Raw genomic sequence first — 14,932 nt, 5'->3', positions numbered from 1 at the left:
GGCGACGGTGCGTGCGGGGCAAGGAGTTGATGTACGGCTATAGGAGGTGGCGGCGCGGTATGACGAGCATGTCCAGGGCGCGGGTGGCCCGGCGCATCGCGGCCGGCGCGGCGTTCGGCGGTGGCGGCATCGGCCTGGCGGGGGCGGCGGCCGTCGGCCTGCTGCTGGCCGAGGTCCAGCTGGCCAGGCGCCGGGTGGGAAACGGCGCACAGCCCCACGTGCCGAACGCGGCGGGACTGTACGGCCATGCCTACGACCCCCTCGGAGAACCGCCCCTGCGGCTGACCCTGCTCGGCGACTCCACGGCCGCGGGCCAGGGTGTGCACCGGGCGGGCCAGACACCGGGCGCACTGCTGGCGTCGGGCCTCGCGGCGGTGGCCGAACGCCCGGTGGAGTTCCGCAATGTGGCCCTCCCCGGCGCCCGCTCGGACGACCTGGACCGCCAGGTGGCGCTGGCCCTTTCGGACCCCACCCGGGTACCCGACATCTGCGTGATCATGATCGGGGCGAACGACGTGACACACCGGATGCCGCCCACGACCTCGGTCCGGCACTTGTCGGCGGCGGTACGACGCCTGCGCACGGCCGGTGCGGAGGTCGTCGTGGGCACGTGTCCCGACCTCGGCACGATCGAACCGGTGCAGCAGCCCCTGCGCTGGCTGGCCAGACGTGCCTCCCGCCAGCTGGCGGCCGCCCAGACGATCGGTGTCGTCGAGCAGGGCGGCCGCACCGTGTCGCTGGGCGACCTGCTGGGCCCGGAGTTCGAGGCGAATCCGCGGGAGCTGTTCGGCCCCGACAGCTACCACCCCTCCGCGGAGGGGTATGCGACAGCCGCGATGGCGGTGCTGCCGACGGTCTGCGCGGCGCTGGGCCTCTGGCCGGCGGAGGAGGAACGCCCGGACGTGTCCCGCCGCGAGGGATTCCTGCCGGTGGCGCGGGCTGCGGCGGAGGCGGCGTCGGAGGCGGGCACGGAGGTCGCGGCGGCGATGCCGACGGGGCCGCGGGGGCCGTGGGCACTGCTGAAGCGGCGGCGTCGTCGCAGGGTGCCGGAGTCGGAGCCGACGCCTGTGACTCGCTCACCGTGAGCTGCATCCGAAGCATGGGGGCTCCAGAAGTGGTGACCCTCGAGGGTGACCCTTCATTCCAACCGAGTCGGGTGGTGGGTGGGCGAAGGCCGGGGTCCAGGGGCGGAGCCTGGCGGGGTCTGGGGCGGAGCCCCAGGGACCGTCACCCCGGCCAAGCCGCACCACCCTCGGCTCAACCGCCGGAGGCCCAAGCAAGCGCTTAGAAAACTGCGGTCAGGGTCACATCGCGATACCCGTGACCGAGACCATACGTACGGGTAACTTCCCAGACAGCTGCCCCCGTCCAACGATCCCCGTACGCCAATGGAGCCGTGATGCCCGAAGCCGTGATCGTCTCGACCGCCCGCTCCCCCATCGGCCGCGCCTTCAAGGGCTCGCTCAAAGACCTGCGCCCGGACGACCTCACCGCCACGATCATCCAGGCCGCCCTTGCCAAGGTCCCGGAGCTGGACCCGAAGGACATCGAGGACCTGATGCTCGGCTGCGGCCTCCCCGGCGGCGAGCAGGGCAACAACCTCGGCCGGATCGTCGCCGTACAGATGGGGATGGACCACCTCCCCGGCTGCACGATCACCCGCTACTGTTCCTCCTCACTGCAGACGAGCCGCATGGCCCTGCACGCCATCAAGGCCGGCGAGGGCGACGTCTTCATCTCGGCCGGCGTCGAGATGGTCTCCCGGTACGTCAAGGGGAACTCCGACAGCCTTCCCGACACGCACAACCCCCTCTTCGCCGAGGCGGAGGCCCGCACCGCCGCCGTCGCCGAGCAGGAGGGGACCACGTGGCACGACCCGCGTGAGGACGGCCTCGTCCCCGACCCGTACATCGCGATGGGCCAGACCGCCGAGAACCTGGCCCGCATCAAGGGCGTGACGCGCCAGGACATGGACGAGTTCGGCGTCCGCTCGCAGAACCTCGCCGAGGAAGCCATCAAGAACGGCTTCTGGGAGCGGGAGATCACCCCGGTGACGCTGCCCGACGGAACGGTCGTCTCCAAGGACGACGGCCCCCGCCCCGGCGTCACCCTGGAGGGCGTCGCCGGCCTCAAGCCGGTCTTCCGCCCCGACGGCCTGGTCACCGCGGGCAACTGCTGCCCCCTCAACGACGGCGCCGCCGCGGTCGTCATCATGTCCGACACCAAGGCCCGCGAACTCGGCCTCACCCCGCTCGCCCGCATCGTGTCGACCGGCGTCTCCGGCCTCTCGCCCGAGATCATGGGTCTCGGCCCGGTCGAGGCGAGCAACCAGGCCCTCCGCCGCGCCGGCCTCACCATCGACGACATCGACCTCGTCGAGATCAACGAGGCCTTCGCCGCCCAGGTGATCCCGTCCTACCGCGACCTCGGCATCGACATCGACAAGCTGAACGTCAACGGCGGCGCCATCGCCGTGGGACACCCCTTCGGCATGACGGGCGCCCGGATCACCGGCACGCTCATCAACTCGCTCCAGTTCCACGACAAGCAGTTCGGCCTGGAGACGATGTGCGTCGGCGGCGGCCAGGGCATGGCGATGGTCATCGAGCGTCTGAGCTGATTCCGAGAGCCCCTCGGTAACCGTCACGGCACTCACCGTGACCCAACGGCCCAGAGTCCGGGAAACCACTGGGCTCTGGGCCGATTTGTGATCCAATCTCCCCCAGGATGTGACGTATCTCCCTCACCTTAGGGATTTACGCAGCTCAGAGCCGTTTCAGCAGCGAACCCAGACCCAAAGCCCTGTCTGTTTAGTGACGTTACGGACTGACAGCTGGATGGTCCGCCCTTCAAGCTGATGTAGGAAGTCGGGGGTCGACTTTAAACCGGGAGTACGTCAGTGAGCGCCATGCCGATCGCCTTGCTGGTCACCACGGCCGCCACGGGCGCCGTGGGCGTCGCCGTCCTGCGCACCCTCGTGCTGCTGCGCCGGCAGGTCGCGGCCCTGCACAAGCAGCTGGCCGAGAACCAGGCCGCCGCGACGCGCGGTCTCGTCCCCGCGGCCCGCAGCACAGCCGACACCGATGAGATACGTGCCGCGGTCGCCGAGGCACTCGCCGAGGAACGGGAGCGTGAGCTGGCAGAGGCGCGCGCGTTCTGGGCCGCCCAGGAGACCCGTGACGCCTCCGACGCACCGTCTCTGCTGGGCTTGCCGGACAGCGAGCTGTTCCTGCCCCGTCAGGCCGATTTCACGGGTCTGGAGTCCCTCGAGCCGGTGACCGAGCCGACCGCCGACACCGACGAGTTCGCCGGGGAGTCCCCGGAACTGGCCGCGGCACGCCGCCGCCACCCCTCCCACCCCGACTTCGTCCCGGTCCAGTCACCTGCCGTGAACGACCACGAGCGCACGGTCGCCACCCTCGAGGAACTGGCCGTCTCCCGCGTCGAGCTGACCGACGTCCGGCCGGGCCCCCTCGGCACCCTCGACGTCTACGTCTTCGCCGACGGCACGACCCTCTGCATGACCCCGGGCCACCGCGAAACGGCGGAACGCCTCTCCCGATCCCTGGCAGCAGGCGAAACCCCGGTCCTGCTGGGCGGCTCAGGAGTCTCGGGCGCGTACACCCTGACGTTCGCGTGCGGGGAAGAGAACGTCTACATCCTGGCCGACAGGGTCATAGCGTCCCTGTAGGAGGGGCGCAGCTGCAACAAGCGGGGCAACCGCAGCCAACCAGGGGCGCGGGGAACGGCGCGACCAGCCACGACGACCCCGCAGCCGCCAAAGAGCCTCAGACCCCCGCCCGCTTCTGCGCCTCCTCCACCAACCCCACCGCTTCGGCCACCTCATCCTCACTGCGCAGCACAACCGCCAAGTCGTGTGCCGCAACGGTGACTTGGTCGGCCGCCGCGAACATCCCCGCGTCCGGCATCTCCCGCGGCTCACTCTCAGGATCCTCGATCCGCTGGGCACGCAGTGCCAAATCCCTGGCCAGCCGCAAAGCCTCAGTGGCGGCGCCCCGCTGCAAGCGCGACTGCGGCGCGGCCCGCAACCGGTCGGCGAAGTGATCCACGGCTCGGGTCAGAGGCGTCGTATCAACCACGCCGCGAGACTACGCGTCGCAACAGGGCTGTTGCCAATACGCGAACGCTCAGGCACCGTGAGCTGAAGGACCGGCTTACACCCCATGCGTCCGGAGGCGCCGATGTCCCAAGTCTTCTCCGAGGAGACCCATCGCAACCTGCTCGCCCGCATCCCCCATTGCACCGGTCGTGAAGTGTCCGACTGGCTGCGCACCGTCGAAGAAGGCCCCGCTCTCTTCCGCTTCGAGGAGAAGGTCAGCTGGCTCCGCCACGAGCACGACCTCGCGTACGGCCACGCCAAGGCGATCATTCACGAGTACGACCTTAGGAGGGCCGCGCGCAAACTGCTCTAGGCGCGCACTGTCTGGACGACGAAGGGCCCCGGGAGATCCCGGGGCCCTTCCACGCGCTTACCGCCCGCGCTAGTCGTTGCTGTTGAGGATCGCGATGAGCCTCAGGAACTCGAGGTAGATCCACACCAGCGTCAGCGTGAGGCCGAAGGCCGCGAGCCATGCCTCCTCGCGCGGGGCGCCGTAGGCAAGGCCGTCCTCGACCTGCTTGAAGTCCAGGGCGAGGAAGCAGGCACCGAGGATGACGCCGATGATGCCGAACACGACGCCGAGCGCGCCGCTGCGGAAGCCGAGGCCGTCACCGCCGCCGAAGACCGCGAACAGCAGGTTCACCGTCATCAGCAGGATGAAGCCGAGGGCGGCCGCCATCACGAAGCCGTAGAAGCGGCGGTTGACGCGGATCCAGCCGGCCTTGTACGCCACAAGGACCGCGGCGAAGACAGCCATGGTCCCGAGCACGGCCTGCATGGCCGCGCCGTCGGCGATGCGGTTGTCGACGACGCTGGAGACGACGCCGAGGAAGACGCCCTCGAACGCCGCGTACGTCAGGATCAGAGCCGGTGCGGGCCGGCGCTTGAAGGACTGCACGAACGCCAGCACCATCGCGATCAGCGCGGCGCCGATCCCGATGCCGTACGAACGGCTGATGTTGGCGTCGTCGACCGGCAGCAGCGCCCAGGCGAGCGCGGCCGTCACGATCAGGACACCGAGGGTGGAGGCGGTCCGCGTGACGACGTCGTCCATCGTCATCCGGCCGGCGGTGGTGACCGGAGCCTGGGGGGCGCCGTACTGCAGGTCCTGCTGCGCGTAAGGGTTCTGCGCGTAGGGGTTGCCGGCCGGCTGGGCATACGGGTTGCCCTGCGTGCCGACAGCGGGGCCCCCGGCCTGCGGCGCGGCGTTGAAGCCCGCGTAGCCGTTGTCGCGGCTGAACCCCCGTCGCGAGAAGACCGGGTTTCTGCTCCTCATCTCACTCCTCCATGGCCACCGTGCGCAGCCTTGGCTCAAGAGTAATGGAAAGGCAAAGGATTGACCCTAATACCTGCGGAGGATCTTTCCCTCGCCATGCTGCGCAACACGCTACGCGGGTCCGTGATTCCCGGTAGCGGAGGGTCCCATTCATGACGAACCTGCGACATGGCCGGAACCCGTCGGAGATCAGCTCATTACGCCGTCCGTGTCGTCACCCGAGCGGGAACCCGGTGTAAGCCTCGGCCAGGTCGGTCTCGGCCGCGCGGGAGGACGTGATCCGCTCCAGGCGGGCCAGCTGGAGGCGGTCCTCGAAGGGGGTGGCGTCGGGGGCGGAGTGCAGGAGGGTCGTCATGTCGTACGAGAACCGTTCGGCCTGCCAGATCCGGCGCAGGCAGCTCGCCGAGTAGGCGTCCAGCAGCTCCGCCGAGCCGGTCTCCTTCTCGTACGCCAGCGCCCGCGCGAAGGTGACGACGTCCCCCACGGCGAGGTTCAGGCCCTTGGCGCCCGTGGGCGGCACGATGTGCGCCGCGTCGCCGGCCAGGAACAGACGGCCGTGGCGCATGGGCTCGTGGACGTAGGAGCGCATGGGGGTGACCGACTTCTGGGTGATCGGCCCGCGCTCCAGCCGCCAGTCGTCGGTCGTCTCGAACCGCCGCTCCAGCTCGTCCCAGATCTCCTCGTCGCCCCACTGCCCGGCGTCCGTGCCCTCGGGCACCTGGAGGTAGAGGCGGGAGACGGACGGGGAGCGCATGGAGAGCAGGGCGAAGCCGCGGTCGTGGCGGGCGTAGACGAGCTCGTCGTGCGAGGGCGGCACGTCGGCGAGGATGCCGAGCCAGCCGAAGGGGTACGTCCGTTCGAAGACCCGGGTGAGCTCCGCGGGGATCGCCTTGCGGGCCACGCCCCAGAAGCCGTCGCAGCCGACGACGTAGTCGCACTCCAGGACGTCCTCGCCGCCCTCGTGCCGGAAACGGACCCGCGGGCTTTCGGTGTCCGCGCCCTCGACGGCCAGCGCCTCCGCCTCGAACAGCAGGGGCCCGCCCTCCTTGAGCTGGAGGGCGATGAGGTCCTTGCAGACCTCGGTCTGGGCGTAGACCATCACGGACCGCCCGCCGGTGAGAGCGGGGAAGTCGACGCGGTGGCGGCGCCGGTCGAACCGCAGCTCGATGCCGTCGTGACGCAGCCCCTCCCGGTCCATGCGCTCCCCGGCGCCGGCCGCGCGCAGCACGTCCACCGTCCCCTGCTCCAGGATCCCGGCCCGCTGCCGCTGCTCGACGTAGGAGCGGTCGCGGCTCTCCAGAACGACCGAGTCGATGCCTGCGTTGTGGAGGAGCCGGGCGAGGAGGAGGCCGGCCGGTCCGGCGCCGATGATTCCGACGGTGGTGCGCATCGCACGTCCCTTCACTTCACTCTTGTTCGTCTGGTGAAATTTTGTTCACGTTCCTTTCATGCGAGTTTCCGGCCGGGTGGGGCTGCTGTCAATGGGGCGGGGCGCGAACGCCCCCGACACCCCGCCCGCGCACGCCGTACGGCCTGCGCCGTTCGGGTGATCGGACGGCCTCGCACCTTTCAGGATGAATATGCACCTTGACAGAGTTTGGGCGATCATTCGGAAAGGTGGCACTCCATGGCCGGATTCGCCCAGTCCTTGTCGAGAAGAACCGCGGTCGCCCTTGCCGCGACAGGACTGATCTGCACCGCCCTCGCAGGTCTCCCGGAGACAGCCGACGCGGCAGTCGCCCAGAAGGGCCCCGCGCTGTTCGACGACTTCAACTACGCCGCCCACACGGATCCGCTGCTCTCCCAGCACGGCTGGACCCTGAGGTCCGCTCCGGGCGGGCCAGGTGTGCGGGGCGCCCGGTGGAAGCCGCAGAACATCACCTTCGCCACCCAGTCCGGCAACTCGATCATGAACATGCGCGCCGGCACCAACGGCACGGCGGACGGCACGGAAGAGACCGAGATCTACACTCGGCCCAAGTTCCACCGCGGCACCTACGCCGCCCGGGTCCGCTTCAACGACGTCCCGGTGTACGGACCCGACGGCGACCGCATGGTGCAGACGTTCTTCAGCCTCTCGCCGCAGGTCGTGTCGACAGACCCCGCGTACAGCGAAATCGGCTTCGAGTACGTGCCCAACGGCGGGTTCGGGATCCGCGACAGCGCTCTGCTGGCCACCTCCTGGGAGACCTACTCGGAGGAGGATCCGGCCGCGACGGTCTACATCTCCACCCAGGAGCGCCGCAGTTTCGCCGGCTGGCACGACCTGGTCGTCACGGTCGACACCCAGAGGGTGGAGTACTACGTCGACGGGAGGCTGTTCGCGACGCACACGGAGCCGTACCTGCCCGAGTCGCCGATGTCGATCCGCTTCAGCCACTGGCTGATCAACCTGTGGGGCATCAGGAAGTCGCGCGCCTACGACGAGCAGGTCGACTACGTGTACTTCGCCAAGGACCAGGTGCTGACGCCGACCCAGGTGCAGGCCGCCGTCTCCGACTACCGGGTGCGGAAGGTGACCTTCGAGGACACCGTCTGACGCCCACGGGCCGTCAGGAAGGGGACGCCGCGCCGTCCGTCTCGGTGATCGGCAGCCGGGCGGTGATGGTGGTGCCCTGGCCCTCCTCGGAGTGCACGTACATGTCACCCCCGTGGTTGGCCACGATGGTGCGGACGATCGTCAGCCCCAGACCGGTGCCCGGGATGGCCGCGTCGGTGGCGTTCGAGGCGCGGAAGAACCGGGTGAAGAGCTTCTCCTGCTCTTTCGCGGGGATGCCGATCCCGGTGTCGCTCACGCTCAGGACCGCCTCGCCGTCCTGCCGGTCGGCCCGGACGCTGACCGTTCCGCCCTGCGGGGTGAACTTCACCGCGTTGGACAGCAGGTTCATCAGCACCCGGTCCAGTTGTTCGCCGTCCCCCTCCAGCACCAGTGGCCGTTCGGGACAGTGCGTCTCCAGGGTGACCGAGGCGGCCTCGGCGGTCGGCTTCATCGCGTCGGCCGCCGAGGCCACCAGGCGGCGCAGATCGATCGGTTCCCGCTTGGAGCTGAACGCCCCCGACTCGATGCGCGAGAGGGTCAGCAGATCCTCGATCAGCGCCCGCAGCCGGTTGGCGTTGCGGTCGACGACGTCCAGCATGCGCCGCTGGGGCGGGGACAGCGGACCGGTGTCCTCGTCCTTCAGCAGCTCGATGTATCCCACGATGCTGGTCAGCGGGGTGCGCAGCTCGTGGGAGACGGTGGACAGGAAGTCGCTCTTGGCCTTGTCCAGGGCGCGCAGCTTCTCCACCAACGTCGTCTCCTGCTCGTAGAGCAGGGCGGTGTGCAGCGCCCTGCCGACGCCACTGGCCATGGACTCGGCGATCTCGATGTCCACCGGACGCCAGGGGTGGTCGGCGCTGGTGCGGGCGAGGGACACGGCGCCGATCGGCTCCTCCCCCACCCCGATGGGGGTGATCACCGCGGAGTCCAGACCCAGCGCCGCCGCGGCGGCGCGGTTCTCCGTCGGCATGCCGGTGCTCCCGAAGGACCCGGGAGCACCGGGCATCGGCCTGGTGTCGGACACGTACCGGGGCAGGTCGGTGGCCAGCCAGACCGCTCCCCGCCGGTAGTGGTCGCGGACCACGTCCGCGGGAAGTGAGGGGATCGCCTTCGCCTCGGCCTCGGGCAGCAGGCCCCGTTCCCTGGACCACACACGGGCCACGGGGAACTGCGCACCGTCCTCCTCGGCGAGCAGGACGAAGACGTAGTCGGCGTCGAGGGCCTCGCCGATGCCGCTGCACGCCGTGTCGAGGACGTAGTCGACGTCCAGGCGATCCCTGATCCGGATGCCGGTCTGCCGCGCCAGGTCCGACAACCGCCGCCGCTCCTCCTCGGCGTCCCGCAGCCGGTCGCCCTCGTCGGCGAGCAGGTTGACCGACCTGGCCACCGCCCGGATCTCCTGCGGCCCTCTCTCCTCGGCCCGTGCCTCGTGGTCCCCGGCGGCGAGCCGGCCGAGGGTGTGTTCGGCACTGTGGAGCGGGTGGGTCAGGGCGCGGGTGGTGCGCACCGCCGTCCAGACGGCGACGGCCACGGCCAGGGCGGCCAGCACGCCGGTCGCCACGATGGTGCCGTCGAGCTGCGCGTCGGCACGGCCTCCCGTCCGGTCGACCTGGCCGGACAGCCTGGTCTCCAGGGCGCGGTTGGTGACCTCGAACCTGTCGAACAGGACCGTGGTCTGCCGGGTGAGGCGGGCGGCCTCGTCGCTTCTGGGGGCGACGCGGGCCTGCTGGTCGGCGACGCGGACGTAGGCCGCGAGTTCCCGGGCCTGCGTCGCGAGGCTGCGGTCGGCCGCCGCGTCGCCATGAGCGCGGGCGCTCGCGAGAACGGCGGGCCAACGGCTGCGGGACTCGAAGTACCCGTCCAGTTGCTTCAGGTCGCCGGTGATCAGGTATCCGCGCATCGAACGCTGCATGTGGACGCTCTCGTCGCGCAGCCGCACGGTGTCGGCCAAGGTCGGCGCCAGCCGGTCGCCGGCCCTTTCGTGGGTCGAGTGCGTGAGCAGGGAACCGGTCAGCGCGCCCGCTCCCACCAGCAGGATGAGCCCGGTCAGCAGTCCGAATGCCCAGCCGAGCCGACGTCCGACACTGTCCCCCTCCCGTCCTCCACCGGCTCTCATACACGATCACCTCCGCCCTTCTTCGCCTCCGCGACCGGGTCGAATCCGCTGCGCGTCATCGAGCCCCACACCTGGGGTGCGCGGTGCAGCGCGTCCCACATGCCGCGCAGCCGCCACCAGGCCGTCAGCTGGCGGTATCCGAGGTTCTCTGCGATCGCCCCGACGAGCGCGCCCCAGACGTCCCGCCAGTGGGCGAAGCGGTGGAAGGCGTACTCCTCCGCCGCGACGGACACCAGGCTCACCACCATGGAGTAGCCGTACGCGGCGAGCAGGAAGCGCCACAGGAAGCCGACGTCCACCGAGCCGAGCAGGACGCCCAGCGGCACCAGGACCAGACCGGACAGCTCCACGAGCGGGGCCAGCAGTTCGAAGACCACGTAGAACGGCAGCGCCAGCAGCCCGATCCGGCCGTAGCGGGGGTTGCCGATCATGCGGCGGTGCTTGAGCAGGATCTCCGAAAGACCGCGGTGCCACCGCCTTCGCTGGCGCGCCAGGACCCGGATCTTCGAGGGCGCCTCACTCCAGGAGATGGGCTCGCTGACGAACACGATGCGGTAGTCGCGGCCCTGCTCGCGCTGATGCCGGTGGAGGCGGATCACCAGCTCGGCGTCCTCGCCGATGCAGTCGGCGTCCATGCCGCCCGCCGCCACGACCGCGTCCCGGCGGAAGAGCCCGAAGGCGCCGGCGATGACGAGCAGGCCGCCGATCTTGGACCAGCCGGTGCGGCCGAGCATGAAGGCGCGCAGGTACTCGACCACCTGGATACGTCCCAGCAGGTCGGAGGGGACGTGAGGCTCGACCACACGGCCGGCCACGACGGTGCAGCCGTTGGCCAGACCGACCACACCGCCCGTGGCGACCACCCGCATCGGGTCGTCGCTGAACGGTTTGGCCACCGCGAGCAGCGCCTCCGAGTCGAGGATCGAGTCGGCGTCCACCATGCACAGCAGCGGATAGCGCGCCAGGTTGATCCCGACGTTGAGTGCGTCGGCCTTGCCGCCGTTCTCCTTGCGGGCGACCACCAGCGGCACCGGCCCGCCCCTGGGCAGGTGCACCGAGGTCACCGCGCCGCGCACCGGAACGTCGGCGGGCACCACGCGTTCCACCTCGACGAGGTCGAACGCGTCGCACAGTGCCTCCAGCGTCCCGTCCGTGGAGCCGTCGTCCACGACGACGACCTCGAAGACGGGATAGCGCAGGAGCAACATCGCCCGTACGGCTTCGGTGATGCCCGCCGCTTCGTTGTGCGCGGGCATGATCAGGGACACCGGCGGGGTGAAGGGGCTGGTGGAGGCGTCGTCGTACCCGGCGAATGGCGCCCGTCGGGACCTTCTGACGAACTCCGTGAGCGCGAGGAGGATCAGCAGGAGATAGCCGGTGTTGATGATCAGGAAGTACCAGATGATCACGTCGTCGCACACGGAGACCACCGAGCGCGCCACGCTGCTCAGCCACGCCAGCGGCCCCTCGGCCGCCACGGTCAGCACGGTGGCGTCCTGCGCCGGGCCGTCGCTGCGACGGCGTGGACCGCGTTCACATCGCCACCTCCACCCGGACGTCGAGGATCGAGCCCGCGACAGCCGATTCGGCGAGCGCCGACCTGGCCTGGGCGGCGGCCGGCTGGTCCGGCCGGTCCTCGGCGGCCGCCCGCAGCGCCGTCTCTCCGGCCGGTCCGAGCCTCAGCAGCGAGCGGGCCGCGGTGGCCGCCACCCGCGGCTCGGAGTCGCCGAGGAGGTCCTGCAGCCGGGGTGTCGCGGCGACGGCGCCCAGCGTCCCGAGCGCTCCGGTGGCCACGATGCGCAGGGCCGTCGGCCGGCCGGGGCCGACGGCGGCCAGCAGGGGTTGCAGGCCGTCGGGCATCCCCAGCCTGCCCAGGGCGCGGGCGGCCTTGATCCGTACCTCGGGATGGGGATCCTCGGCCAGGGCGCGGACGATCCCGGGTGTCTGGGGGACCCCGCCGCTTGCCCCGAGGACCTCGATCGCCACGGCCCTGACGAGCGGCTCGGGATGGTCCATGCCGGCCGCGACGCTGCGCAGCGTCTGCGCCCCGAAGGACGTCAGTGCCCGGGTGACCACGGCGGGCGGCACGTTCCGCGGCCCGTGAAGGGCCTCCAGCAGAGCAGGTACGGCCGACGGCTCCCCTATGCGGCCCAGCGCCCGCGCGGCGACCAGCCGCACCTCGGCGTCGCGGTCGGCGAGCAGACGGCACAGCGCGGGGACCGCGGGGCGGTGGCGGAGCCGGCCGAGTGTCTCCGCGGCCCGGCCCCTGCGGGGCGCGCTGCGGGCGTCCAGTTCCGCCTCGGCGTCAGCGGCGGCCCCCCGCAGTCCGTAGAGGCGGACGAGCACGGTGCGGGCCGCGCCGTCGACCTTGCCGAGCATCTCCGCCACGGTCGGCTCCAGGGCGGCCCAGGTCCGCCGGTCGAGCGCCGCGAACCGGCTCAGCAGCTCGTCCTGTTCGTCCTCCTCCGCGCAGAGCAGCTCCAGCAGCAGGGGCCGTACCGGGGCCGCGATCCGCTCTCGTCCGCGCTGCCTGAGCCTGCGGGTGCCGCGCAGACCCGCGATCAGCAGGCCCAGCACCGGGACGGCGGCCATGAGGCACAGCAGTACCCCGGTGACGACGTCTGTGGTGATCACCGTCGGACCCTGGTCAGCACCGCCTGGACCCGGCTGGACAGCTCCCGCGGGCTGAACGGCTTGATGATGTAGTCGTCGGCACCCGCCGCGAACCCGACCTCGACGTCCCCTTCCTGGGACCGTGCGGTGATCATGATCACGGGGAGTGTCGCGGTCTCCGGCTCCGACCGGAGCTCCCGGCAGACGTCCAGGCCCGACATCCCGGGCATCCGTATGTCGAGCAGCGCCAGGTCCGGCAGCTCCTCGCGCACGGCTCGCAGCGCGGCCATGCCGTCCTCCACGGCCGTGACCTGGTGGCCGCTCTGGGTCAGCTTGAACGCGACCAGGTCCCGTATGTCGGCGTCGTCGTCGGCTATCAGGACACGAGCCATCACTCCTCCTGGGAAGCGGAACTGCGGTAGGAGTCGAGGAGGCGCGCCACCGTCGACTGCCGGAACGGCTTGGCCAGCAGCGCGTCCGTCGAGAGCCCGACGAGGTCCTGGGTGTCGAGCACGGACGACACGACGAGGTGGCACCCCTTCGTCCGCTCGTCCGCCCGCAGTCTCCTGATGACCTCCCGCCCGTCGATGCCGGGCAGCCGCACATCGATGATCACCATGTCCGGGGGTCCGGCGAAGGCGATGTCGAGCCCCGCTTCCCCCGAGTCCACGACGGTCACACGGCATCCCATTCCGCTGAGGTGCCGCTCCAGCAGGGCGCTGACGTCCGGGTCGTCCTCGATCACAAGTACGCGCGGAGAGTCCATGACCGTCCTGTCCACGAAGTCGGGACCATCTATCACAAGATAGGATCAAGAGTTGGACGTCGCCACATATGCCTCATCCGTACCAGGCCCGGCAGGGAGGCAAGCGGGGAAGGGACGCGACGCCCCGCAGAGAAGGCCCGGAACGACCGTGCTGGGCGTCGTCGTCAGGCCGGGGCCACTTCCGGGGCAACCCCCAGGGTGGCCGCGCCCTGCCGTTGCAGGTGCGGGATGTGCCCGGAACCGGACTTGAACCGGTACGCCCGCGAGGGGCAGCGAGGTTTAAGCTCGCCGTGTCTGCATTCCACCATCCGGGCAGGCCATGGGCTCCGCGTCGAGGTTCCGAGCCTATCGGGAGGCATCCCCCGAACAGCGGCCGGGCGGACCGATGTTGTCTTATTTTATTGACGTCTGAGGGAGCATCAGCCTCCGGAACGGGCCATCCGCACTTGCCAATAGCCTTGCGTGCGGCCGCCGGAGGCGTATGCGGAATGACGGAATTTCACCGCCCGAACGAGGGGACTCCACCCGTTCTCGACACGATCACCCCCAAGGGCGGTCGTCATCCCCAGGTATGACGCGGCAGCGCACAGTCCGACCCCAGGCTGTCCCCGGAACCGGAACAGCGGCTGACTACACGGCGGCACACGGCCGAGACGATGGAACACGTCCCCGGAACACACCGTCGTCCCACAGGAGCGCCTTCTCGTGACCACCGCATCCATCGCCGGCCGGACCACCGCCGTGGCCGCGCGCGCCACGGATCTGTCGAAGATCTACGGACAGGGCGAGACCCAGGTGGTCGCCCTCGACCGGGTCTCCGTCGACTTCCGGCAGGCCGAGTTCACGGCGATCATGGGCCCGTCCGGATCAGGCAAGTCCACGCTGATGCACTGCGTGGCCGGCCTGGACACGTTCTCCTCCGGCTCGGCGCGCATCGGCGACACCGAGCTGGGCTCCCTGAAGGACAAGCAGCTCACCAAGTTGCGCCGGGACAAGATCGGTTTCATCTTCCAGGCGTTCAACCTGCTGCCGACTCTGACGGCTCTGGAGAACATCACCCTCCCGATGGACATCGCGGGCCGCAGGCCGGACAAGCAGTGGCTGGACAGCGTGATCCAGATGCTGGGTCTCTCGGGGCGGCTCAGCCACCGGCCGGCGCAGCTCTCCGGCGGTCAGCAGCAGCGCGTGGCCGTGGCCCGCGCCCTGGCCTCCAGGCCCGACATCATCTTCGGCGACGAGCCGACCGGAAACCTCGACTCGCGCTCAGGCGCCGAGGTCCTCGGCTTCCTGCGCAACTCCGTACGGGAGTTGGGGCAGACGGTGGTGATGGTGACCCACGACCCGGTGGCCGCGGCGTACGCGGACCGCGTGGTGTTCCTCGCGGACGGGCGGATCGTCGACGAGGTGTACGGGCCGACGGCGGACTCCGTCCTCGACACCATGAAGCAGTTCGACGCCAAGGGCCGCACCAGCTGACGCCCCCTCACCTCGCCCGACTGGAC

The 14,932-nt window shown here is 70.4% G+C and carries 14 protein-coding genes and 1 tRNA gene; 6 read left to right on the top strand and 9 right to left on the bottom strand.

Annotated elements, in window-relative coordinates; genetic code table 11:
- Positions 1–59 precede the first annotated feature (59 nt).
- The 3 genes from ABZO29_RS26160 (at position 60) to ABZO29_RS26150 (ending at position 3,691) form a co-directional block, all read left to right on the top strand.
- Positions 60–1,085 (top strand): SGNH/GDSL hydrolase family protein, encoded by a 1,026-nt coding sequence (locus ABZO29_RS26160; protein WP_367322620.1) that lies wholly within the window; start codon positions 60–62, stop codon positions 1,083–1,085.
- 314 nt (positions 1,086–1,399) lie between these two features.
- Positions 1,400–2,620 carry an acetyl-CoA C-acetyltransferase gene (locus tag ABZO29_RS26155; RefSeq protein WP_367322619.1) on the top strand — a complete coding sequence of 407 codons (1,221 nt, stop codon included), beginning with the start codon at positions 1,400–1,402 and terminating at the stop codon, positions 2,618–2,620.
- Between the two features lie 279 nt (positions 2,621–2,899).
- Positions 2,900–3,691 carry a hypothetical protein gene (locus ABZO29_RS26150; protein ID WP_367322618.1) on the top strand — a complete coding sequence of 264 codons (792 nt, stop codon included), beginning with the start codon at positions 2,900–2,902 and terminating at the stop codon, positions 3,689–3,691.
- 97 nt (positions 3,692–3,788) lie between these two features.
- Here ABZO29_RS26150 and ABZO29_RS26145 read toward each other — a convergent pair whose 3' ends face one another.
- On the bottom strand, positions 3,789–4,100 hold the full coding sequence (locus tag ABZO29_RS26145; protein WP_367322617.1) for a hypothetical protein: 312 nt from the start codon (positions 4,098–4,100) through the stop codon (positions 3,789–3,791).
- A 102-nt stretch (positions 4,101–4,202) separates the two neighbouring features.
- On the opposite strand from ABZO29_RS26145, the gene ABZO29_RS26140 reads away from it, so the two are divergent.
- Positions 4,203–4,433: a DUF4287 domain-containing protein gene (locus ABZO29_RS26140; RefSeq protein ID WP_367322616.1), complete on the top strand. Its 231-nt coding sequence runs from the start codon at positions 4,203–4,205 to the stop codon at positions 4,431–4,433.
- Positions 4,434–4,502: 69 nt separating this feature from the next.
- Here the strand turns inward: ABZO29_RS26140 and ABZO29_RS26135 are convergent, their stop codons facing one another.
- Positions 4,503–5,396, bottom strand: a complete 894-nt coding sequence (locus tag ABZO29_RS26135) for a Bax inhibitor-1/YccA family protein (protein ID WP_367322615.1) — start codon at positions 5,394–5,396, stop codon at positions 4,503–4,505.
- 214 nt (positions 5,397–5,610) lie between these two features.
- Entirely contained in the window at positions 5,611–6,786 is a 1,176-nt protein-coding gene (locus tag ABZO29_RS26130; protein ID WP_367322614.1) for a 4-hydroxybenzoate 3-monooxygenase, read from the bottom strand.
- Positions 6,787–7,023: 237 nt separating this feature from the next.
- Here ABZO29_RS26130 and ABZO29_RS26125 point away from each other — a divergent pair, with 237 nt between their 5' ends.
- The gene (locus tag ABZO29_RS26125; protein ID WP_367322613.1) at positions 7,024–7,935 is read left to right on the top strand and encodes a glycoside hydrolase family 16 protein; all 912 of its coding nucleotides are present in this window, start codon (positions 7,024–7,026) and stop codon (positions 7,933–7,935) included.
- Between the two features lie 13 nt (positions 7,936–7,948).
- Here the strand turns inward: ABZO29_RS26125 and ABZO29_RS26120 are convergent, their stop codons facing one another.
- The 6 genes from ABZO29_RS26120 to ABZO29_RS26095 form a co-directional block, all read right to left on the bottom strand.
- Positions 7,949–10,051, bottom strand: a complete 2,103-nt coding sequence (locus ABZO29_RS26120) for an ATP-binding protein (protein WP_367322612.1) — start codon at positions 10,049–10,051, stop codon at positions 7,949–7,951.
- On the bottom strand, positions 10,048–11,538 hold the full coding sequence (locus ABZO29_RS26115; RefSeq protein WP_367322611.1) for a glycosyltransferase family 2 protein: 1,491 nt from the start codon (positions 11,536–11,538) through the stop codon (positions 10,048–10,050). The genes ABZO29_RS26120 and ABZO29_RS26115 overlap by 4 nt, the downstream gene beginning before the upstream one ends.
- A gap of 46 nt (positions 11,539–11,584) precedes the next feature.
- On the bottom strand, positions 11,585–12,685 hold the full coding sequence (locus ABZO29_RS26110; protein WP_367322610.1) for a HEAT repeat domain-containing protein: 1,101 nt from the start codon (positions 12,683–12,685) through the stop codon (positions 11,585–11,587).
- Positions 12,682–13,056: a response regulator transcription factor gene (locus tag ABZO29_RS26105; RefSeq protein ID WP_367322609.1), complete on the bottom strand. Its 375-nt coding sequence runs from the start codon at positions 13,054–13,056 to the stop codon at positions 12,682–12,684. The genes ABZO29_RS26110 and ABZO29_RS26105 overlap by 4 nt, the downstream gene beginning before the upstream one ends.
- Positions 13,056–13,430 carry a response regulator gene (locus ABZO29_RS26100; protein ID WP_367322608.1) on the bottom strand — a complete coding sequence of 125 codons (375 nt, stop codon included), beginning with the start codon at positions 13,428–13,430 and terminating at the stop codon, positions 13,056–13,058. Before ABZO29_RS26100 ends, ABZO29_RS26105 begins: the two co-directional genes overlap by 1 nt.
- A gap of 231 nt (positions 13,431–13,661) precedes the next feature.
- Positions 13,662–13,744, bottom strand: a tRNA-Leu gene (locus ABZO29_RS26095).
- Positions 13,745–14,135: 391 nt separating this feature from the next.
- Between ABZO29_RS26095 and ABZO29_RS26090 the strand changes: the two genes are divergently transcribed.
- A complete protein-coding gene (locus ABZO29_RS26090) occupies positions 14,136–14,906 on the top strand; it encodes an ABC transporter ATP-binding protein (protein WP_367322607.1) in 771 nt (256 codons plus the stop codon).
- The last annotated feature ends 26 nt before the right edge of the window (positions 14,907–14,932 follow it).

Origin of the sequence: Streptomyces sp. HUAS ZL42 (assembly GCF_040782645.1) — a bacterium.
Lineage (GTDB): Bacteria > Actinomycetota > Actinomycetes > Streptomycetales > Streptomycetaceae > Streptomyces.
This window is presented reverse-complemented; position numbering and strand designations above follow the sequence as displayed.

Excerpts from the sequence above, each read along its gene's own strand:
- ABZO29_RS26130 (WP_367322614.1), bottom strand. The coding sequence starts at position 6,786 with ATGCGCACCACCGTCGGAATCATCGGCGCCGGACCGGCCGGCCTCCTC.
- ABZO29_RS26155 (WP_367322619.1), top strand. The coding sequence starts at position 1,400 with ATGCCCGAAGCCGTGATCGTCTCGACCGCCCGCTCCCCCATCGGCCGC.
- ABZO29_RS26140 (WP_367322616.1), top strand. The coding sequence starts at position 4,203 with ATGTCCCAAGTCTTCTCCGAGGAGACCCATCGCAACCTGCTCGCCCGC.
- ABZO29_RS26125 (WP_367322613.1), top strand. The coding sequence starts at position 7,024 with ATGGCCGGATTCGCCCAGTCCTTGTCGAGAAGAACCGCGGTCGCCCTT.
- ABZO29_RS26135 (WP_367322615.1), bottom strand. The coding sequence starts at position 5,396 with ATGAGGAGCAGAAACCCGGTCTTCTCGCGACGGGGGTTCAGCCGCGAC.
- ABZO29_RS26160 (WP_367322620.1), top strand. The coding sequence starts at position 60 with ATGACGAGCATGTCCAGGGCGCGGGTGGCCCGGCGCATCGCGGCCGGC.
- ABZO29_RS26105 (WP_367322609.1), bottom strand. The coding sequence starts at position 13,056 with ATGGCTCGTGTCCTGATAGCCGACGACGACGCCGACATACGGGACCTG.
- ABZO29_RS26100 (WP_367322608.1), bottom strand. The coding sequence starts at position 13,430 with ATGGACTCTCCGCGCGTACTTGTGATCGAGGACGACCCGGACGTCAGC.
- ABZO29_RS26120 (WP_367322612.1), bottom strand. The coding sequence starts at position 10,051 with ATGAGAGCCGGTGGAGGACGGGAGGGGGACAGTGTCGGACGTCGGCTC.